The organism is Streptomyces sp. JHA26 (assembly GCF_002005565.1).
GTDB lineage: Bacteria > Actinomycetota > Actinomycetes > Streptomycetales > Streptomycetaceae > Streptomyces.
In genome coordinates this window covers 70,169-88,199 of record NZ_BDJC01000032.1, presented here as the reverse complement: position 1 = coordinate 88,199, position 18,031 = coordinate 70,169, and the positions used below count along the sequence as shown (strand labels likewise).

The window sequence follows — 18,031 nt, the reverse complement described above, 5'->3', positions numbered from 1 at the left end:
GGCGGCCGGGGGCTTGCGCGGCGCCGGAGTCGTCGGGCGCGCCGTGCGGCGCGGCTCGTCCGAGGCGCGGCCGGGGGACGGGGAGGGGCCGGTCGTCCCCAGCGCCTCACGGGCCGGGGCCTGCAGGGCCCGCGGCTCGGCCGGCCCGTCCGTGGGGGACGCGGCCGGGCGGGCGTCGGCCGCCGGACCGGCCGAGGGCTGGACCGTCGTACAGCCGGACAGGGCCGAGGCGGCCACGGTCAGCAGCAGCGTGGTGGTGGTCGTCGTTCGATGCACCCGCATCACTCTGGCGGGTCGGACCCGCTCCGCGGGCGGCGGACGGGCGGAGTTTGCTCCGCACGGGTGATCTCCGGCCCCTTACGGAGGCACCGCGTCAGCGGTGGGTGACGTCAGTCGCCGGTGGCGCCGTCGAGGCACTCGCGGATCAGGTCGGCGTGGCCGTTGTGCCGCGCGTACTCCTCGATCAGGTGCGTGTGGACCCAGCGCAGGCTGTACCGCTCACCGGTGCGCCGGTGCCTGCCCCGGGAGATCTCGTCGAGCCGGAAGCCGGCCGCGATGCGCCGGGCGGCCTCGATCTCGGCCTGCCACGTGGCGTACGCCTCCTGCCAGGTGTCCGACTCGGTCAGGTGGAACTCGCCGTCCGGGTCCTCGTCGCTGTAGTGGATCGGCTCGGCCTCCTCGTCCGCCAGCACCCTGCGGTACCAGCTCCGCTCCACCTCGGCCATGTGCCGCACCAGCCCCATCAGGGAGAGGGAGGAGGGGGGCACGGAGGCGGTCCGGAGCTGTGCGTCGGTCAGGCCTTCGCACTTCCAGGCGAGGGTCTGCCGGTGGTAGTCCAGCCAGCCCTCCAGCATGGTGCGTTCGTCGGCATCGGTCGCGGGTTCCCGGCGGTCGGTGGTCATGTGTGCATCCTGACCCGACTCCACGTGATCCACCAGGGAATGGTGCGGATCAGCGGCCCAGCATCCCGTCGATCAACTCCCGCAGATCCGCCCGCACCTCGTCCGGCCCCGGCACCTCGGCGCTGAACGACCCGGCCACGCAGGAGAACATCAGCCCGTCCGCCCAGGCGACGAGGGACAGCACGTGACGGGCCGGGTCGGCCGAGCCCATCGCCGTGACGAGGGCGCCGAGCTGGTCGCGGAAGCGGGCGCCGGTGGCGTCGAAGTAGGCGCGCAGTTCGGGCCGGCGGGTGGCTTCCAGGGCCAGTTCGTAGCGGGCCAGGGTGAGTTCGCGGTTGCGGGTCAGGGCACGGTGCGTCGCCAGCGCCAGCGCGTCCACCAGGGCGTCGGTGCCGCCGCGCGGGTCCGGCATCTCGTGCAGGGCCAGGACCCGCGCCTCCCGCTCGGCCAGCCGCCGCACCGCCAGTTCCAGCAGGGCCTGCCGGGTCCGCGCGAGGTTGGACGTGGAGCCCTGGGGGAGTCCGGCCGCCTCGTCGACCGCGCGGTGCGTGAGGCCGCGCATCCCGCGCTCGGCGAGCAGGGCGAGCGCGGCGTCGGCGACGAGACCGGCGCGGGCGGCGCCGGTGGGGGGTGCGGTGCGGTCGGACATGCGGCCAACCTACCCGGCGCACTACGGCTGTAGTACAGTCGAGGCATCCGTTCACTACACTTGTAGTGAAGGCGCGGTGGACGCGAGGAGGAGCCATGGACAGGACCCGGCAGGCCGTCGTGATCGGCGGCGGGATCGGCGGGCTCACCGCGGCGGCGGCCCTGCACGGCGCCGGCGTGCGGGTCACCGTGCTGGAGCGCTCCCCGGCCCTGGAGCCCGTCGGCGCCGCCATCTCCCTGTCGCCCAACGCGTTGCGCGCCCTGGACGTCATCGGCCTCGGCGACGAGATCCGCGACCTCGCCGCCTGGCAGGGCGACGGAGGCCTGCGCACCCCGGGCGGACGCTGGCTCTCCCGGTCCAGCGCCGAGACCGCCGCGGCCCGGTTCGGCGGCCCCCTCGTGCTGCTGCACCGGGCCGGCCTCGTCGACCGCCTCGCCGCACAACTGCCACCCGGCGCGATCCGCACGGGCGCCGCCGCGACCCTCACCGACCCCGGCGACGACGACCGGCCGGCCCGCGTGCGCACACCCGACGGCGAGCTGGAGGCCGACCTGGTCGTGGCCGCCGACGGCATCCGCTCCGCCGTACGCCGCACGCTGTTCCCGGACCATCCCGGACCCGTCTACTCCGGCTTCACCACCTGGCGGACGGTCGTCCCGCTGCCCGGCGTCACGTTCGCCTCCCAGGAGACCTGGGGCCGGGGCCGCATCTGGGGCACCCACCCGCTCAAGGACGGCCGCGTCTACGCGTACGCCGCCGCCGTCACCGCGCCGGGCGGGCACGCCGCGGACGAGCGGGCGGAACTGCTGCACCGGTACGGCGACTGGCACGACCCGATCCCCGCCGTCCTCGCCGCCGTCCGCCCCGAGGACGTCCTGCGCCACGACGTGCACCACATCGCCGAGCCCCTGCCCGCCTACCACCGCGGCCGGGTCGCCCTCCTCGGGGACGCGGCCCACGCCATGCCGCCGACCCTCGGCCAGGGCGGCAACCAGGCGATCGAGGACGCGATCGTGCTCGCCCACCACCGGGACGACCTCGCCGCCTACACGACCGCCCGGCTGCCCCGCACCATCGCCGTCGCCCGGCAGGCCGTCAGGGTCGCCCGGCTCAACATGGCGGGCAACCGCGCCGTGACCGCCCTGCGCGACGCCGCGATCGCCGCGCTGTCGAGGACCGGCCCCGCGCTGTTCCTGCGCGGCTTCGACGGCATCGCCGACTGGCGGCCCCCGCAGGCGCCGTATGCTTCGCAGCGGACCCGGGCCGGCGAGCGTTAGAGGAGCACACCCCGTGAAGGTCGGTTGCATCGGACTCGGCGACATCGCGCAGAAGGCCTACCTGCCGGTGCTCGCCGTCCTGCCCGGTACCGAGCTGCACCTGCAGACCCGCACCCCCGCGACCCTCACCCGCGTCGCCGACGGCCTGCGCCTCCCGGACCGGCAGCGCCACGCCGACCTCGACTCCCTCCTCGCCCAGGACCTCGACGCCGCCTTCGTGCACGCGCCGACGGCGGTCCACCCCGAGATCGTGACGCGGCTCCTGGAAGCGGGCGTACCGACCTACGTCGACAAGCCGCTCGCCTACGAACTCGCCGACTCCGCGCGGCTGGTGGCACTCGCCGAGCAGCGCGGCACGAGCCTCGCCGTCGGTTTCAACCGGCGCCACGCCCCCGGGTACGCGCAGTGCGCCGAGCACCCGCGCGAGCTGATCCTCATGCAGAAGAACCGCACGGGGCTCCCGGAGGATCCGCGCACCATGATCCTCGACGACTTCATCCACGTCGTCGACACCCTGCGGTTCCTGGTGCCCGGCCCGGTCGACGACGTCACCGTGCGCTTCCGCGCCGAGGACGGCCTGCTCCACCACGTCGTCCTCCAGCTCGCCGGGGACGGCTTCACCGCGCTCGGCGTGATGAACCGGCTCAGCGGCTCGGCCGAGGAGATCCTCGAGGTCTCCGGCCAGGACACCAAGCGCCAGGTGGTCAACCTCGCCGAGGTGATCGACCACAAGGGCCAGCCGACCGTGCGGCGGCGCGGCGACTGGGTTCCGGTGGCCCGGCAGCGCGGCATCGAGCAGGCGGTGCTCGCCTTCCTCGACGCGGTGCGGTCGGGCACGGTGCTCAGTGCCCGGGACGCGCTGGAGACCCATGAGCTGTGCGAGCGGGTGGTACGCGCGGTGCTGGACCCGACCGCCTGAGCCGCAGCGTCCGCACCCCCTCGGCGGCGGCCCAGGCCGCGAGGACCAGCAGCGCCGCGTGCACCGTCCAGTCGCCGAAGCGGACGTACGGGGTGGTCCCGCGGGCGAGCGGCACGTCGTACACCTGCGCCGCGCTCGCGTCGGTGCCGAGCCGGGGGCCGACCCGCGCACCCGTCGCGTCGTGCACGGCGGAGACCCCGGTCAGCGTCGCGTGGACCATCGGACGGCCGGTCTCGGCGGCGCGCAGCGCGGCGAGCGAGGCGTGCTGCGCGGGAGCCCAGGTGTCCTGGAACGTCGACGTCGACGACTGGGCGAGCAGCACCTCGGCGCCGTCGGCGGCCAGATGCCGGCTCATGTCGGGAAAGGCGCTCTCGAAGCACACCATCGGGCCGATCCGCAGTCCGTCCCCCACGTCCATCACGACCTGCGCCGAGCCGCGCCTGCGGTCCTCGCCGGCCGCCTTGCCCACGGAGGTGGCCCAGCCGAGCAGTGAACGCGCCGGCACGTACTCCCCGAAGGGGACCAGCCGCATCTTGTCGTACCGGTCGCCGGTCGGGCCGTCCGGGCCGACCAGCACCGAGCTCTTGTAGATGCCGGGCTTGTCCGAGCGCCGCGCGTCCACGTTCACCAGGATGTCCGCACCGGTCCGACGGGACAGGGCCGCCAGCCGCCGCGCCAGGTCCGGCCGGTCGTCCAGGTCGAAGCCGACGCTGCTCTCGCCCCAGACGATCAGGTCGGCGCCCCGGTCCGCCAGCCCCCGGGTCAGTTCCTCCTCCCGGTCGAAGCGCCGGTCGGCGCTGTCACGGCCGGCGACGACACCGGGCTGCACCACGGCGACGGCGACCCGCTCGCCGGTGTCGGGGCGAGGCGACCACACCCAGGCGGCGCAGGCGACGGCCGCGACGGCGACGAGGCCGGCCACGGCGGGCACCCGGGCCCGGCGGACGGCGACCAGGACGGCGACGGCCACGTCGACCGCCACCACCAGGAAGCTGAGCAGCCACACCCCGCCGACCGAGGCGAGCCGCAGCGCCGGGGGGACCTCCCACTGACTGGCACCGATCATGCCCCAGGGACCGCCGAGCCCCTGCCAGGACCGGACCAGCTCCACGGCCAGCCAGCCCGACGGCAGCACCACCAGCGCCGCCGCGACCCCGCCGCCCGACGGGGCCCCGCCCAGCAGCCGCCGCACCAGCCAGCCCCACGGCGCCCACAACGCGCCGAGCAGTGCGGCGATGACGAACGTGAACACGTGCAGGCTGGGCAGCAGCCAGTGGTGCATGGCCAGCATGAACCCGAACCCCGCGCACCAGCCGTCGTACGCGGCCCGCCTGCCGGTGAGCGCGCTGCGGGCCAGCAGCAGCCAGGGGACGAGGGCCACCCAGGCCCACCACCACAGCCCGGGGGCGGGGAAGGCGAGGACGGGCAGCGCGCCGGCGAGCACGGCGACCGCCGAGCGCCGCCAGGGGGAGGTGAGCCAGTGGCCGAGCGTCTTCATGGGCGGCTCCCTACCCCGTGGTGCCTTCAGTGTGCGCTCCCGGCACGGACCCGTTCAGTCGATCACACCGGCGGCGCGCCGGCCGGGCAGGTGTCCACCGCCGTTCGGATCGCCCGGGGTGGCCCTTCAGGTGATTGCCGGACGCCTCGTGAGCCGGACGCCGCCGCCGGGGTACGACAGCTCAGCAGAGGACGAACCCGCGATGGCGTGAGGAGCTCGGGAATGTACGCAGCAGTCCGGCGGTACGAAGGGGTGACCGACGCGGCCGAGGCGGCCCGTCTGGTGAACGAGGGGTTCCTGCCGCTCCTGCGTCAGGTCTCCGGCTTCGTGGCCTACTACTGGATCGATGCCGGCGGCGGGGTGATGGTCTCGACCAGCATCTTCCAGGACCGGGCCGGTGCCGAGGAATCGGTCCTGAGGGCCGCGGGCTTCGTGCGGGACCACCTCGCGTCGGTGCTTCCCCACCCGCCCGAGGTGATGGCCGGCGAGGTGGTGGCTTCCCTGTGACGGCGCGGGGCCGTCCGGCCGTGCCGGTGAGCGTGCCGGACCGGCCCGGCGGAACAGGGATCATGGGGGCGTGGAACAGCGGACGCGGAGCATGGACCCGGTCGGGCGGTCGGAGCACGAGCCGGAACTCACGGCATACCAGAGGGCGATGCGGGACCGGCTTCTCGCGGCCCCCGTGGTGCCCGCCCCCGAGCCCTGGCGGCCCGTCTTCGCGCACACCTACGGCGTGCCGGTCGGCGGACTGCTCGGGATCGGCTTCGCATCGGACCCCGGCACCGGCCGTGACCTGGTGATGGTGGTCTCGCGCGACGGGCACGGGCTCTTCGACGCGGTCACCGGCGAGAAGATCGCCCGGGACCGCGACCCCGACCCCGAGGACAGCACCCCCGATGCGGTCGCCGACCTGTCCTGCCCGGGACTGGGGCCGATCGCCGGGAACAGGGTGCACATCGCCGGGCTCTTCGGCGGCGGACTGCACACCACCACCGAGGACGGCTGGTGCCTCGAGGTCGTCACTCCGGCCTGGCCGAACGAGCGTGTCCTGCTGTCCCGCGACGGCGGGCTGCCCCACGCGGGTCCGCACGGCGAGCGGTGGTGGCACATCGTCCACGTGAACTACTCGACGTTCCGCGCGGCCGGATTCTCCCCCTCCGGACGCACCCTCGCCGTGGCGACGAGCAGCGACCTCGCCCTGTGGACACGGGACACCCCGCGCCTAGGATGATCGATGATCGATCGAAGCGCTCGTACAGGAGGTCGGGTCATGACGCGTCCCGTCACCGTCGTCACCGGAGGCAGCCGGGGGATCGGCGCGGCGACCTGCCTGCGCCTCGCCTCCGACGGACACGACGTCGTCGTCGGCTACGTCCGTGACGAGGCGGCCGCCGGGGCGGTCGCGGCCGGGGTGCGGGAGGCGGGCGGCCGTGCCCTCGCCGTGCGGGCGGACACGTCGGTCGAGGCCGACGTCGAGCGTCTCTTCGACGCGGCGGAGCGGGAGCTCGGCCCGGTGACGGGCCTCGTGAACAACGCGGCGGTGACCGGCCCGCTGGGGCGCCTCGCCGACAGCGACACCGCGGTCCTGCGCCGGGTCCTCGACGTCAACCTGCTCGGCACGCTGCTGTGCGCCCGCCGCGCCGCTCAGCTGATGACCGCGCGGGGGAGCGGCGCGATCGTCAACGTGTCGTCGGGCGCCGCGACCCTCGGCAGCCCGGGGGAGTACGTCCACTACGCGGCCTCCAAGGCGGGCGTCGACGCCCTCACCGTGGGCCTGGCCAAGGAGCTCGGCCCGGCCGGCGTCCGCGTCAACGCCGTCGCACCGGGCGTCGTCGACACCGACATGCACGCCGCCATGGGCGACCCGGACCGGGCCCGACGGATGGGAGCGGCCGTACCGCTGGGCCGCGCGGGCCGGACCGAGGAGATCGCCGCGGCCGCCGCCTGGCTGATGTCGCCGGACGCGTCGTACACGACGGGGACGGTGCTGCGTGTCGCGGGAGGACGCTGAGGCGGCGCGTCGGCATGGCCCGGAGCTCCTGCTCACGGGCCGGCCTCCCGGCCGCTCAGGCGGCCTCGATGATCTCGCAGCGGATCGCGGCGGCCCATTCGATCACCAGCAGCTCGTACTCCACGCGCTCCTGAGCCGACAGGGATCCGCCCGCACGTCGCCACAGGGCGCGGATCTGGTCGTTCAGCTCCGCCGCGGAACGCACGGAACCAGGGGTCACGTAATCGGGGGACATGCGGACAAGCCTAGGGGCAAGCACTGACACTGCGCTACCGGACGGCTACGCAGGCATATGCCCCTCAGCCCGAGGACTCCGCGGCGTGCGGGCTGAGCACTCCCGCCGCGACCAGGGCGATGATGACGATGCCGAGCGCGATGCGGTACCAGACGAACGGCATGAAGCTCTTGGTCGAGATGAACTTCATGAACCAGGCGATGACCACGTAGCCCGTGCCGAAGGCGATGACCGTCGCGAACAGCGTCGGACCCCAGGAGACGTGGTCGCTCTCCATCGCGTCCTTGAGCTCGAACAGGCCGGAGGCGAGCACCGCGGGGACCGCGAGCAGGAACGAGTACCGGGCCGCGGCCTCGCGCCGGTAGCCCATGAAGAGACCGCCGCTGATGGTCGCGCCGGACCGGGAGACGCCGGGGACGAGGGCCATGGCCTGGCAGAGCCCGTAGATCAGGCCGTCCCGCACGCCCAGGTCGTCCAGCTCCTTGCGCCGCTTCGGCGCGCGGTGTCGGCCGCCCTGCTCGTCGCGCGCCGCCAGGCGGTCCGCGATGCCGATGACCACGCCGACGACGATCAGCATGGTCGCGGTGACGCGCAGGTCGCGGAACGGCCCCTCGATCTGGTCCTTCAGCGTCAGACCGAGCACGCCGATCGGGATCGAGCCGATGATCACCAGCCAGCCCATGCGGGCGTCCGGGTTCCCGCGCATCTCCCTGCTCGCGAGCGAGCGGGTCCACGCCGAGATGATCCGCCCGATGTCCTTGCGGAAGTAGATGAGGACGGCGGCCTCCGTGCCGATCTGGGTGATCGCCGTGAAGGCCGCACCCGGGTCGTGCCAGCCGGAGAACGCCGCGGTCAGGCGCAGGTGCGCGCTGGACGAGACGGGGAGGAACTCGGTCAGCCCCTGGACGAGTCCGAGGATGAGGGATTCAAACCAAGACATGAGGTTGCGGAGTCCAAGTGCCGATCGAGAAACAGTCGATGGACACACCGAGCCACCGTCCGCGGTGATCAGGATCAGGCGTGTCGAGGGGCAGCGTAGCGCCCCGAAATGAAGGCCGGACGACAGGGGGTGAGGGGGTCCGGTCGGTGGCCCGGGCCCCCTCACCCCTCATCGGCCCGGACGGACCTCCGTCAGCGTCCGCGCAGCCGGTGACGCTTGCGCCAGGCCACCACGGCACCCGCCAGCCCCGGCAGGGCGATGCAGGCCAGGGCGATCAGGAAGGCCGGGGAGGTCGGCGTCGAGGCGCGGGCCCCGGCGACGGCGTAGGCGGCGGTGTTCGGGATCGACCCGAGGGCCGTCGCCAGCAGGAACGGCAGCAGGCCCATGCGCGAGACGGCCGCGCAGTAGTTGGCGGCGGCGAACGGCACCCCCGGGAACAGCCGCGCCGCCAGCATCGAGCGGAAACCGTGCCGACTGAGCTGCCCGTCCGCGGCCTTCAGCCACTTGCCCCGCAGCAGCGGACGCAGCGCCTCCTGGCCCAGCACCCGGCCCAGGCAGAAGGCGACCCCGGCGCCCAGGACCGTTCCCGCCAGGGCGGCGGCGAGGCCCAGCTGCGAGCCGAACAGGGCGCCCGCGGCCAGGTTCAGCAGCGGACGCGGTACGAAGGCGACGGTGCACAGCCCGTACGCCACCGCGTAGGCGACCGCCGCGGCGGCGCCTCCGAGCTGTGGCGGCCAGCCGTTCGTCAGCAACCGCTGCGGCTGGAACAGCACCACCGCCGTCCCGGCCGACGCGAGCAGGGCGACGAGCAGGGAGAAACGGGACCACGGGGAGAGCAGGACTCTCGTCACGCGGGCGGTGAGACCGGTCGGTGCGACGGGCCCGGTGGCGGCGGCGACGGCGAGCTCCGTCGCGGCGGCCCGGGGAGAGGCCGTGATGGTGCCCCCAGAGCGGGTGGTGGCATCGAGCATCCGGTGACACTAACCGACATATGTGTGTGATCGCCGTAGGGTGCGTCTCATGAGCGTCACAGACACGGCGATCCCGGACGTGCCGCACAGCCCTCTCGCCGACACGGTGCTGGAGCGGCTCACCGCCGCGTACGCCGGCGCCGCCGATCCCGGGCGGGCCGTGGCGATGCGGGCGTACATGAAGGACGTGGCCCCCTTCCTGGGCCTGACCACGCCTGTTCGCCGTACCCTGTCCCGCGCGGTCCTGGACGGCCTGCCCCGCCCCGGCGAGGCGGACTGCACCGCGATCGCGCTGCGCTGCTGGCGGCTGCCCGAGCGCGAGTACCACTACTTCGCCGTCGATCTGCTGCGCCGTCATGTGACGCATTGCTCTTCCGGTTTCCTCCCGGTGGTCCGGCACCTGCTCACCACCGTCCCCTGGTGGGACACCGTCGACCTGCTCGCCGCACACGTCGTCGGAGGGCTGGTCGCGGCCGATCGCGGCCTCACGGCCGACATGGACGCCTGGATCGCGGACGACGACCTCTGGCTGGTCCGCGCCGCACTGCTCCACCAGCTGCGCCACCGGGAACGCACCGACACGGACCGCCTCTTCGGCTACTGCCTGCGCCGGTCCGGCCACCCCGACTTCTTCGTCCGCAAGGCCATCGGCTGGTGCCTGCGCGAATATGCGAAGACCGACCCCGGCGCCGTACGCGCCTTCGTGGCCGCGCACAGGCAGGTTCTCGCCCCGCTGTCCGCGCGGGAGGCGCTGCGGAACATCGGCCCGTGGCACCGGGGGCGGTGACCGCCGCCGGACGAGGGCGCCGCCCACCGGCACAATGGGAGGGTGAACGAAGCCATACCCGTCAGCCGCGTCACCGACCACGGCACCGTGAAGCTCATGCCCGACGTCGACCGGCCGCGGGCCTGGCTGCTCACCGTCGACGGGGCGCCGCAGTCGTACGTCGACCTGGACGAGCCGGCCCACCTGGAGTTCGAGTACGCGCGACGGCTCGGCCACGCCCTGGACACCGTGGCGGAGCCGGGCCGCCCGCTGGACGTGCTGCACCTCGGCGGGGGCGCGCTCACCCTGCCCCGGTACGTGGCCGTGACCCGGCCCGGCTCGAGGCAGGACGTCGTGGAGGCCGACCTCGGTCTGCTGGACCTGGTCGCCGAGCACCTGCCGCTGCCGGACCGCGCCGGCATCACCGTGCACGGCGCGGACGCCCGGGCCTGGCTGGAGGCGGCGCCCGCGGACTCGGCCGACGTCCTCGTCGCCGACGTCTTCGGCGGCTCCCGCGTGCCCGCGCACCTGACGTCCCTCGCGTGGGCCCACGAGGCCGAGCGGGTCCTGCGGCGCGACGGCGTCTACCTGGCCAACCTCGCCGACGCGGCGCCGTTCGCGTTCCTGCGGTCGCAACTCGCCGCCTTCGTCACGCTCTTCGAGGAACTGGCGCTCGTCGCCGAACCGGGAGTGCTGCGCGGACGCCGTTTCGGCAACGCCGTGCTCGTCGCCGCGCACCGGCCCTTCGACACGGCCGCGCTGGCCCGGCGCACCGCCGCCGACGCCTTCCCGGCCCGCGTCGAACACGGGCCGGCCCTGCGGGACTTCATCGGCGACGCGCGGCCGGTGCGGGACGAGGACGCCCTGCCGTCGCCCGAGCCTCCCGCCGGGGCGTTCGGCATCGGCTGAGCGGCGGGTGCCGGACGCCGACGGGTCTCAGGCCTCCGTCGGCGGGTCCTCGGTCAGGCGCACGGTGCTCAGGATCTTCTGGACCGTCGCCTCGGGGATCTCGTCCTTGACGCCCTTGGCGCCGTAGAGGTTCCAGGTGACGTAGTTGCCCGCGCCGTTCTTGAACGCGAAGGTGATCGCCTTGCCCTCGCTGTCGCACTTCCCCTTCTGCGGGGTGCCCTCCGAGTGGGCCGTGGCGAGGCTGCCCTTGATGCCGGAGGCCGTGGTGTAGTCCTTCGGCTTGTCGTACTTGACGCTCTTCATGTCCGGCTCCGTGTAGCCGCCGTAGATCCACCAGGGCACCCGGGTCTCGGCCGCCATGGCGGTGTCCTTGGCACCGTCCTCACCACGGGTGCCGGCGGTGGCGAGGGCGGTGCTCTCCTTGCGGCCGTCCTTGTTCGCGTCCTCGGTGCACCACTCGGACTTGAGGTAGGCCGGGGCGGTGACGGTGGTGCGGTCCGTCTCCCCGTCCTTCTCCCACTCGAAGCCGACGCTCGTGTCGGTGCTGTCGATCTCCCAGTCGGCGGGCACGTCGAACAGCGTGCCGAAGCGCGGGTTGGCGACGACCTTCCAGCCCTCGACGGTCGGCTTCAGTTCGTCGCCGCCGGCGCGCGGGTTGTCGTCGCCGGAGGCGCTCGGACCGGCCGTCGGGGTCCCGGACGTGCTCGCGGACGGCTTCGTGCCCTTGCCGCCGTCGGCCTTGTCGTCCTTGTCGCCGCCCAGCACCAGGAATCCGGTCACACCGGCGGTCACCACCACGGCGAGCGCCGCGACGATCGCGACCAGTTTCGTCCGGTTGCCGCCACCGCCGCCGCTGCCACCGCCGACGACGGTCGCCGGCTCCGGCCTGCCCGGGGGCCGACCGGCGTCCCACTGCGGCTGCTGTCCGTACGGACCGGGCTGCTGCTGATAGCCGGGCTGCTGGTACGGATTCGGCTGCTGGTATCCCGGCTGCTGGTACGGGTTGTTCTGCGGATTCTGCTCGCCCCCGGGCGGCTGCTGTCCTGGCCACATGGGCAGTCACCCTAGTGCGGCACCGGACACGATTCGGTCACCGGGCCTCGTCGGGGCCGTACCGAAGCCGGTCCGGCGCGGCCGGCCGTGCCGTGGTTCCTCAGGAGCCCGACGGCGTGAACTCCCGGACGGTGGCCGCGATCTTCCGTACCGTCGCGTCCGGCACCTCGTCGCCGACCCGCGCCGGGCCGACGAACGACCAGGAGACGAGGTCGCCGTCGGCGGACGTGAAGGCGAACGTCGTGGCCTTGCCGTCCACGTCGCACCTGCCCTTCTTCGCGACCCCGGCCGACCGGGAGGTGGCCAGGCTGCCCGTGATGCCGGAGGTGGTGGTGAAGGAGACCGCCGGCTCCGTCGTGATCTTCTTCCGGTCGGGCTGGGTGAACGCCCCGTAGACCCACGCCGCCGAGTCGGACCGGGCGATCTCCTCGGTGCTGCGTGCACCGTCGTTGCCCCGCGTGCCGGCGGAGGCCAGGGGCGTGTGGTCGACCGAGCCGTCCCCGTCGTCGTCCGAGGCGCACCACTCCTCCTCGAGCACGGCCGGGGCCCTCATGCCGATCAAGGGCTTGTCGTCGGGGTCCGCGTCGTCCGAGACGAAGCTGACCCAGTCGGCCGACTGCCGCTTCCAGGAGGCCGGTACGTCGAAGGCGACACCGAGATCCGGGTTCACCACGGTGTTCCAGCCGGGGACGAGCGGCCGCGGGGCGTCGTCCGTGTTCCGCGGGTCGCCGTCGCCGGAGGGCGAGGGGGCGGACGCGGACGCCGACGAGGCGGCCGGATCCGGTTCGGCCCGGTCGTCCTCGCCGCCGCCCAGGAGGACGGCCCCGGTCACGGCGGCGGCCACCACCACGGCCGTGGCGGCGACGACGGCCGCCACCTTCGTGCGGCGTCCGCCCGGTCCGCCGCCGGACGGCGGGCCCGCCGTGACCGTGGGGGCGTTCCACGGAGCGGGCGGGGTGGGCTGCTGGTACGGGTTCGGCTGTCCGGGGTGCGGGGTGGGCCGCTGGTACGGGTTCGGCTGTCCGGGGTGCGGACCTCCGGCGGACGGCTGCTCTCCTGGCCACATGGGCGGCAAGCATACGGTGATCACCGGAAGGGTCTGGCCCCCACAAGCTACTCGTGGGTAACCTGCTGTCATGAGCGCAGATCAGATGTCGATCGGCGAGTTGCTCGCCGCCACGGTGCCGATGGTCCGGACCCTGAACCTCGAGTACCTGGAGACCACCCCCGAGAAGGCGGTCCTGGCCCTGCCGGACCAGAGCGAGTACCGCAACCACGTCGGCGGGCCGCACGCCGGAGCCATGTTCACGCTGGGCGAGTCGGCCAGCGGCGCGATCGTCCTGGCCGCCTTCGGCGACCAGCTCTCCCGCGCCGTGCCGCTGCCGGTCACCGCCGAGATCGCGTTCAAGAAGATCGCCCTGGGCCCGGTCACCGCCACCGCGACCCTCGGCCGGCCGATCGCCGAGGTCGTCGCGGAACTGGACGAGGGCAAGCGCCCCGAGTTCCCGGTGAGCGTCGCCATCCGGCGCGAGGACGGGGCGGTGACGGGGGAGATGACCGTGGTGTGGACCCTGCGGCCCAACGGCTGAGCCCCGCGTCCACGGCCGGGGCCCGGAACGGCCGCGCGGACCGGTAGGCTTCCCGGGTGCGCCTCGATCGAGGCGCACCCGGGAAGCGGCGGGGCAGGCACCCGCGCACGCGGCAGGGACGCGAATCGGAGGATGCGGCGTTGCACGTCCAGGAGTGGCTCGACACGGTGCCCGCGGCGGCCGTCTACGCCGTCGTCGGACTGGTCATCGGTCTGGAGAGCCTCGGCATCCCGTTGCCCGGCGAGATCATCCTGGTCTCGGCGGCCCTGCTCTCCTCCCAGCACGGCGGCGTCGACCCGGTGATCCTCGGCGCCTGCGCCAGCGCTGGCGCGGTGATCGGCGACTCCATCGGCTACGCCATCGGCCGCAAGGGCGGCCGGCCCCTGCTGGCCTGGCTGGGCAGGAAGTTCCCCAAGCACTTCAGCGAGGGGCACATCGCCACCGCCGAGCGGTCCTTCCAGAAGTGGGGCATGTGGGCGGTGTTCTTCGGCCGCTTCGTCGCCCTGCTGCGCATCTTCGCCGGCCCGCTGGCCGGCGTGCTGCGGATGCCCTACTGGAAGTTCCTGATCGCCAACGTCCTGGGCGGCATCGTCTGGGCGGGCGGCACCACCGCCGTCATCTACTACGTGGGTGTCGTCGCCGAGTCCTGGCTCAAGCGCTTCTCGTGGCTGGGCCTGGTGGCCGCGGTCGTCATCGGCGTCGCCTCCATGCTCGTCGTCAGGCGCAAGGCGGCGAAGGCCCGGCCGGAACCGGACCCCGTCACCGCCGGCGACTGACGCGCCCGCCGGCCCTCGGCGTCCCTCCCCGCTCAGTCGTGGAGCTCGCCGTGGGCCTTCGCCAGCTCCGCGTACATCGTCCCGTTCAGCGTGACGCCCTGACGCTCCTCCTCCGTCAGCTCGCGCCGCACCTTCGCCGGCACACCGGCGACCAGGGAACCCGGCGGCACCCGCATGCCCTGCGGGACGAGCGCCTGGGCTGCCACCAGCGAACCGGCACCGATCACCGCGCCGTTGAGGACGGTGGCGCCCATGCCGATCAGGCAGTCGTCCTCGACGGTCGCCCCGTGCACGACCGCGTTGTGCCCGATGGAGACGCGCTCGCCGACCGTGACGGGGAAGCCGGGGTCGGCGTGGAGCGTGCAGTTGTCCTGGACGTTGCTGCTCGCCCCGACGGTGATCCGTTCGACGTCGCCGCGCAGGACCGCGCCGTACCAGACGCTCGCCCCCGCGTGCAGCGTCACGTCCCCGACGACCGAGGACGTCGGCGCCACGAAGGCCTCCGCGTCCACCTTCGGGTCCCTGCCGCCGATGCCCTTGATCAGCGCCTTCTGCGTCATCATCGCCTCCTGGTCGGGTGATGCAGTGCACCGTACGCCACCCGGTGGGGTGAAGATCACAGGCCTGGGGCGCCTCCCCCGCGTCGCGTGCTGAGTACCGTGAGCGGGTGCCGAAGCGCAAGAACACGTTCTCGTCCTGGTCCAGCCGCCTCGCGCAGCGCGCCGTCCACGCGGGCTGGGCCTGGGTGCAGCGCACCGGCTCCGTCACCGCCGCGCACCCCGGACGCTTCCGCTTCGGCGCGCTGGGCACGGGCACCCGGCTCGCCTTCCCGCTCGGCACGGTCTTCGGCGAGCCCTGGATCCACGTCGGCGCCCACTGCATCATCGGCGAGCAGGTCACCCTGACCGCCGGACTCATGCCGGACCTCGACCTGGGTCCGGAGCCGATCCTGCGCATCGGCGACGGGGTCGTCCTCGGCCGCGGCAGCCACGTCATCGCGGACACCGCCGTCACCATCGGCAGCGACTGCTACTTCGGCCCGTACGTCTACGTCACCTCCACCAACCACTCCTACGACGATCCGCACCAGCCCATCGGCAAGCAGTGGCCCCGGATGGAGCCGGTGGAGATCGGCTCCGGCTGCTGGATCGGCACCGGCGCGGTGATCCTGCCCGGCGCGCGGATCGGACGGAACGTGGTGGTAGCCGCCGGCGCCGTGGTCCGGGGCGCGGTCCCCGACCACACCGTGGTGGCGGGCGCGCCCGCCCGCGTCGTACGGCGCTGGACGCCCGCGGAGGGTTGGCAGCCGCCGCTGCGGACCCCGGCCCCCGTGCCGGTGCCGGACGGGGTCACGCCGGAGCAGCTGCGGGCACTGGCGCGGCTGGACGAGGACGCGGTGGCCCGGTTGGCCGAGCTGGAGGACGGGACCGCGGAGAAGCTCGCGGAGCCGGCCGCCGAGGGGTGAGCCGCGGGTGCGGGGGAGGGCGTCGACGACGTCCCGTCCGCCTCGGCCCGCCGCCCGGGTGCCGCGCGGCCGTTCGCCGCGACGTCCGCGAGCCCGACGGAGACCGGCGCCGGCGGCGCACCCCGGGCGAAGCCGTCCGGCGGCGGCGCGGGCGTGCGCCGGGCCGGCGTCCCGCCTCCGGAGCCGGCCGGGCCTCACCGGAGTCCGTGGCCGGGGCGAAAGGCGTTGCCGTGGTCCGCCCGCCTCCCAGTACAGTTCGGTGAACGATCGGGTGCAGTCCACCGCAGTTCAACGAACTGCACCCCGTCATCCACGACAATGGACGGAATGTGTCGGACCTCGACCTGCTGACCCAGTCCCTGGCGCGGAACGTCAGACGCTGGCGCACCGAGCGCGGCTTCACCCTGGACGCCCTGGCGGCGCGGGCCGGCGTCAGCCGCGGCATGCTCATCCAGATCGAGCAGGCGCGGACCAACCCCAGCCTCGGGACGGTCGTCAAGATCGGTGACGCGCTCGGCGTCAGCATCCCCACCCTGCTCGACTACGAGCAGGGCCCGGCGGTCCGCGTCGTCCCCGCCGAGCAGGCCGTACGGCTCTGGCACACCGACGCCGGCAGCTACAACCGGCTGCTCGCCGACGCCGAGGCCCCCGGCCCCCTGGAGATGTGGGACTGGCGCCTGATGCCGGGCGAGAGCAGCCCCTCCGACCCCCACCCCGCCGGCACGGTCGAACTCGTGCACGTCACGGCCGGGGAACTCACGCTCACCGTCGACGGCGTGGCCCACCGCGTGCCCACGGGCGCGAGCGCCTCCTTCGAGGCCGCCACCCCGCACACGTACGGGAACGAGGGCGGGGAACCGATGGAGATGATCATGGCGGTGTCGGTGCCGCCCGTCCGCTGAGACGACCGGCCGCCGGGCGGCGCGCAGTTGTTAGCGTGCGGCCATGCACGCACCCCTCGGACACTTCGACAGCGCCACCCCCGCCCCGGACTGCCTCGACGAACTGACCGCCCCGGTCGCCGACGCCGTGCGCCACTGGCGCGGCAGCGTCCCCGCCGAGCAGATCGTCCACGTCGACACCGACCCGCGGTGGGCCGACACCGCCGTCTTCGTCGAGCACTACGGCCGCGAACTGCTGGAGCGGTCCGCGAACTGCGTGGTGGTCTCCGGCAAGCGGGGCGGCGAGACCACGCTCGCCGCGTGCGTGGTGCTCTCCACGACCCGGGTCGACGTCAACGGCGTCGTGCGCCGGCATCTCGGTGCCCGCAAGGCGTCGTTCGCCCCGATGGACACCGCCACGGGCGAGACCGGCATGGAGTACGGCGGGATCACCCCCGTCGGCCTGCCCGCCGACTGGCCGGTGCTGGTCGACGCGGCCGTCGTCGACCTGCCCTACGTCCTCGTCGGCAGCGGACGCCGGCGCGGCAAGCTGCTGATCCCGGGCAAGGCCCTGGCGGAGCTGCCCGGTGCCGTGGTGCTGGAGGGGCTGGGCGTCGCCTGACGCGGACCGGGCGTCACGGCCTACGCCCTGTCGTCGGACTCCCGTCCGCCCGGCGACGACGGGATCCGGCCCAGCCGCGGGATCTCGATCGCCGGGCAGCGGTCCATCACCATCTCCGGTCCCGCCGCCCGGGTCCGCTCGTACGCGGCCTCGTCGACCACGCCGAGCTGGAACCAGACCGCCCGGGCCCCCTTGGCGACCGCCTCGTCGGCCACCGCCCCGGCGAGGTCGCTGTTGACGAACACGTCGACCACGTCCACGTCGAACGGGATGTCCGCGAGGGAGGCGTACCCGCGCTCGCCGTGCACCGTCTCCGCCTTGGGATGCACCGGCACCACCCGTTTGCCGAAGCGCTGCAGCACCTCGGCGACGCCGTACGCGGCGCGCTGCCGGTTCGACGACAGGCCCACCACGGCCCATGTGTCGCCCAGCTCGGTGAGGATCTTGCGAACGGTTGCCTCGTCGCCGTACACCGGCGGCCTCCTCGGACTCCTGGAACGCGTGGTCGTCAGCGAGAACGGAGGACGGCCGACGATCATTCCCGGGGCACCCCCGGCGCGCGCCCGCG

22 protein-coding genes and 1 pseudogene are annotated in these 18,031 nt (G+C 73.9%); 12 read left to right on the top strand and 11 right to left on the bottom strand.

The features are described from left to right. The 3 genes and pseudogenes from JHAT_RS33955 to JHAT_RS20455 all read right to left on the bottom strand — a co-directional run. Window positions 1-282, bottom strand: a pseudogene (locus JHAT_RS33955) (hypothetical protein); the annotation flags it as partial. 107 nt (window positions 283-389) lie between these two features. Next, window positions 390-902, bottom strand: a complete 513-nt coding sequence (locus JHAT_RS20460) for a DinB family protein (protein WP_077799678.1) — start codon at window positions 900-902, stop codon at window positions 390-392. 49 nt (window positions 903-951) lie between these two features. Next, window positions 952-1,551, bottom strand: coding sequence for a TetR/AcrR family transcriptional regulator (locus JHAT_RS20455; RefSeq protein WP_077799677.1), 600 nt, complete (start codon window positions 1,549-1,551; stop codon window positions 952-954). 95 nt (window positions 1,552-1,646) lie between these two features. Between JHAT_RS20455 and JHAT_RS20450 the strand changes: the two genes are divergently transcribed. Both JHAT_RS20450 and JHAT_RS20445 read left to right on the top strand, forming a co-directional pair. Next, the gene (locus JHAT_RS20450) at window positions 1,647-2,828 is read left to right on the top strand and encodes an FAD-dependent monooxygenase (protein WP_077799676.1); all 1,182 of its coding nucleotides are present in this window, start codon (window positions 1,647-1,649) and stop codon (window positions 2,826-2,828) included. Between the two features lie 13 nt (window positions 2,829-2,841). After that, window positions 2,842-3,747 carry a Gfo/Idh/MocA family protein gene (locus tag JHAT_RS20445; RefSeq protein WP_077799675.1) on the top strand — a complete coding sequence of 302 codons (906 nt, stop codon included), beginning with the start codon at window positions 2,842-2,844 and terminating at the stop codon, window positions 3,745-3,747. Here the strand turns inward: JHAT_RS20445 and lnt are convergent. Next, entirely contained in the window at window positions 3,671-5,245 is a 1,575-nt protein-coding gene (gene lnt / locus JHAT_RS20440) for an apolipoprotein N-acyltransferase (RefSeq protein WP_077799674.1), read from the bottom strand. The genes JHAT_RS20445 and lnt overlap by 77 nt on opposite strands. A 222-nt stretch (window positions 5,246-5,467) precedes the next feature. Between lnt and JHAT_RS20435 the strand changes: the two genes are divergently transcribed. The 3 genes from JHAT_RS20435 (at window position 5,468) to JHAT_RS20425 (ending at window position 7,256) form a co-directional block, all read left to right on the top strand. Then, entirely contained in the window at window positions 5,468-5,752 is a 285-nt protein-coding gene (locus JHAT_RS20435) for a hypothetical protein (protein ID WP_077799673.1), read from the top strand. Between the two features lie 91 nt (window positions 5,753-5,843). Further along, on the top strand, window positions 5,844-6,476 hold the full coding sequence (locus JHAT_RS20430) for a hypothetical protein (protein ID WP_077799672.1): 633 nt from the start codon (window positions 5,844-5,846) through the stop codon (window positions 6,474-6,476). A gap of 39 nt (window positions 6,477-6,515) precedes the next feature. Further along, the gene (locus tag JHAT_RS20425; protein ID WP_077799671.1) at window positions 6,516-7,256 is read left to right on the top strand and encodes an SDR family NAD(P)-dependent oxidoreductase; all 741 of its coding nucleotides are present in this window, start codon (window positions 6,516-6,518) and stop codon (window positions 7,254-7,256) included. Window positions 7,257-7,311: 55 nt separating this feature from the next. Here the strand turns inward: JHAT_RS20425 and JHAT_RS20420 are convergent, their stop codons facing one another. The 3 genes from JHAT_RS20420 to JHAT_RS20410 all read right to left on the bottom strand — a co-directional run bounded on the left by JHAT_RS20420 (window position 7,312) and on the right by JHAT_RS20410 (window position 9,402). Continuing rightward, entirely contained in the window at window positions 7,312-7,491 is a 180-nt protein-coding gene (locus JHAT_RS20420; protein WP_077799670.1) for a hypothetical protein, read from the bottom strand. 64 nt (window positions 7,492-7,555) lie between these two features. Further along, on the bottom strand, window positions 7,556-8,431 hold the full coding sequence (locus JHAT_RS20415) for an undecaprenyl-diphosphate phosphatase (RefSeq protein ID WP_077799669.1): 876 nt from the start codon (window positions 8,429-8,431) through the stop codon (window positions 7,556-7,558). 191 nt (window positions 8,432-8,622) lie between these two features. Continuing rightward, window positions 8,623-9,402 (bottom strand): TVP38/TMEM64 family protein, encoded by a 780-nt coding sequence (locus JHAT_RS20410; protein WP_077799668.1) that lies wholly within the window; start codon window positions 9,400-9,402, stop codon window positions 8,623-8,625. 49 nt (window positions 9,403-9,451) lie between these two features. Here JHAT_RS20410 and JHAT_RS20405 point away from each other — a divergent pair, with 49 nt between their 5' ends. After that, window positions 9,452-10,189 (top strand): DNA alkylation repair protein, encoded by a 738-nt coding sequence (locus JHAT_RS20405; protein ID WP_077799667.1) that lies wholly within the window; start codon window positions 9,452-9,454, stop codon window positions 10,187-10,189. Between the two features lie 42 nt (window positions 10,190-10,231). Then, complete coding sequence (locus JHAT_RS20400) at window positions 10,232-11,077, top strand: spermidine synthase (protein ID WP_077799666.1); 846 nt, start codon at window positions 10,232-10,234, stop codon at window positions 11,075-11,077. A gap of 27 nt (window positions 11,078-11,104) precedes the next feature. Here the strand turns inward: JHAT_RS20400 and JHAT_RS20395 are convergent, their stop codons facing one another. Together JHAT_RS20395 and JHAT_RS20390 are read right to left on the bottom strand one after the other, a co-directional pair. Then, on the bottom strand, window positions 11,105-12,130 hold the full coding sequence (locus JHAT_RS20395) for a hypothetical protein (protein WP_077799665.1): 1,026 nt from the start codon (window positions 12,128-12,130) through the stop codon (window positions 11,105-11,107). Window positions 12,131-12,230: 100 nt separating this feature from the next. Then, the gene (locus JHAT_RS20390; RefSeq protein WP_077799664.1) at window positions 12,231-13,196 is read right to left on the bottom strand and encodes a hypothetical protein; all 966 of its coding nucleotides are present in this window, start codon (window positions 13,194-13,196) and stop codon (window positions 12,231-12,233) included. 85 nt (window positions 13,197-13,281) lie between these two features. On the opposite strand from JHAT_RS20390, the gene JHAT_RS20385 reads away from it, so the two are divergent. Continuing rightward, window positions 13,282-13,719, top strand: a complete 438-nt coding sequence (locus JHAT_RS20385; protein ID WP_077799663.1) for a DUF4442 domain-containing protein — start codon at window positions 13,282-13,284, stop codon at window positions 13,717-13,719. Between the two features lie 140 nt (window positions 13,720-13,859). Continuing rightward, window positions 13,860-14,495, top strand: coding sequence for a DedA family protein (locus JHAT_RS20380; protein ID WP_077799662.1), 636 nt, complete (start codon window positions 13,860-13,862; stop codon window positions 14,493-14,495). A gap of 32 nt (window positions 14,496-14,527) precedes the next feature. Here JHAT_RS20380 and JHAT_RS20375 read toward each other — a convergent pair whose 3' ends face one another. Beyond that, a complete protein-coding gene (locus JHAT_RS20375) occupies window positions 14,528-15,055 on the bottom strand; it encodes a gamma carbonic anhydrase family protein (RefSeq protein ID WP_077799687.1) in 528 nt (175 codons plus the stop codon). A 107-nt stretch (window positions 15,056-15,162) separates the two neighbouring features. On the opposite strand from JHAT_RS20375, the gene JHAT_RS35760 reads away from it, so the two are divergent. The 3 genes from JHAT_RS35760 (at window position 15,163) to JHAT_RS20360 (ending at window position 17,463) form a co-directional block, all read left to right on the top strand. Then, window positions 15,163-15,960, top strand: a complete 798-nt coding sequence (locus JHAT_RS35760; RefSeq protein ID WP_077799661.1) for an acyltransferase — start codon at window positions 15,163-15,165, stop codon at window positions 15,958-15,960. A gap of 329 nt (window positions 15,961-16,289) precedes the next feature. Continuing rightward, entirely contained in the window at window positions 16,290-16,862 is a 573-nt protein-coding gene (locus JHAT_RS20365) for a helix-turn-helix domain-containing protein (RefSeq protein ID WP_077799660.1), read from the top strand. Window positions 16,863-16,905: 43 nt separating this feature from the next. Then, window positions 16,906-17,463, top strand: a complete 558-nt coding sequence (locus JHAT_RS20360; protein ID WP_077799659.1) for a YbaK/EbsC family protein — start codon at window positions 16,906-16,908, stop codon at window positions 17,461-17,463. 20 nt (window positions 17,464-17,483) lie between these two features. On the opposite strand, the gene JHAT_RS20355 is transcribed toward JHAT_RS20360, so the two are convergent. Beyond that, the gene (locus JHAT_RS20355) at window positions 17,484-17,936 is read right to left on the bottom strand and encodes a CoA-binding protein (protein ID WP_077799658.1); all 453 of its coding nucleotides are present in this window, start codon (window positions 17,934-17,936) and stop codon (window positions 17,484-17,486) included. Window positions 17,937-18,031 lie beyond the last annotated feature (95 nt).

What these genes read in the sequence shown, in the direction of transcription:
- JHAT_RS20460 (WP_077799678.1), bottom strand. Translation starts at nt 902, where the DNA reads ATGACCACCGACCGCCGGGAACCCGCGACCGATGCCGACGAACGCACC.
- JHAT_RS20455 (WP_077799677.1), bottom strand. Translation starts at nt 1,551, where the DNA reads ATGTCCGACCGCACCGCACCCCCCACCGGCGCCGCCCGCGCCGGTCTC.
- JHAT_RS20450 (WP_077799676.1), top strand. Translation starts at nt 1,647, where the DNA reads ATGGACAGGACCCGGCAGGCCGTCGTGATCGGCGGCGGGATCGGCGGG.
- lnt (WP_077799674.1), bottom strand. Translation starts at nt 5,245, where the DNA reads ATGAAGACGCTCGGCCACTGGCTCACCTCCCCCTGGCGGCGCTCGGCG.
- JHAT_RS20435 (WP_077799673.1), top strand. Translation starts at nt 5,468, where the DNA reads ATGTACGCAGCAGTCCGGCGGTACGAAGGGGTGACCGACGCGGCCGAG.
- JHAT_RS20430 (WP_077799672.1), top strand. Translation starts at nt 5,844, where the DNA reads ATGGACCCGGTCGGGCGGTCGGAGCACGAGCCGGAACTCACGGCATAC.
- JHAT_RS20425 (WP_077799671.1), top strand. Translation starts at nt 6,516, where the DNA reads ATGACGCGTCCCGTCACCGTCGTCACCGGAGGCAGCCGGGGGATCGGC.
- JHAT_RS20420 (WP_077799670.1), bottom strand. Translation starts at nt 7,491, where the DNA reads ATGTCCCCCGATTACGTGACCCCTGGTTCCGTGCGTTCCGCGGCGGAG.
- JHAT_RS20415 (WP_077799669.1), bottom strand. Translation starts at nt 8,431, where the DNA reads ATGTCTTGGTTTGAATCCCTCATCCTCGGACTCGTCCAGGGGCTGACC.
- JHAT_RS20410 (WP_077799668.1), bottom strand. Translation starts at nt 9,402, where the DNA reads ATGCTCGATGCCACCACCCGCTCTGGGGGCACCATCACGGCCTCTCCC.
- JHAT_RS20405 (WP_077799667.1), top strand. Translation starts at nt 9,452, where the DNA reads ATGAGCGTCACAGACACGGCGATCCCGGACGTGCCGCACAGCCCTCTC.
- JHAT_RS20395 (WP_077799665.1), bottom strand. Translation starts at nt 12,130, where the DNA reads ATGTGGCCAGGACAGCAGCCGCCCGGGGGCGAGCAGAATCCGCAGAAC.
- JHAT_RS20390 (WP_077799664.1), bottom strand. Translation starts at nt 13,196, where the DNA reads ATGTGGCCAGGAGAGCAGCCGTCCGCCGGAGGTCCGCACCCCGGACAG.
- JHAT_RS20385 (WP_077799663.1), top strand. Translation starts at nt 13,282, where the DNA reads ATGTCGATCGGCGAGTTGCTCGCCGCCACGGTGCCGATGGTCCGGACC.
- JHAT_RS20375 (WP_077799687.1), bottom strand. Translation starts at nt 15,055, where the DNA reads ATGACGCAGAAGGCGCTGATCAAGGGCATCGGCGGCAGGGACCCGAAG.
- JHAT_RS20360 (WP_077799659.1), top strand. Translation starts at nt 16,906, where the DNA reads ATGCACGCACCCCTCGGACACTTCGACAGCGCCACCCCCGCCCCGGAC.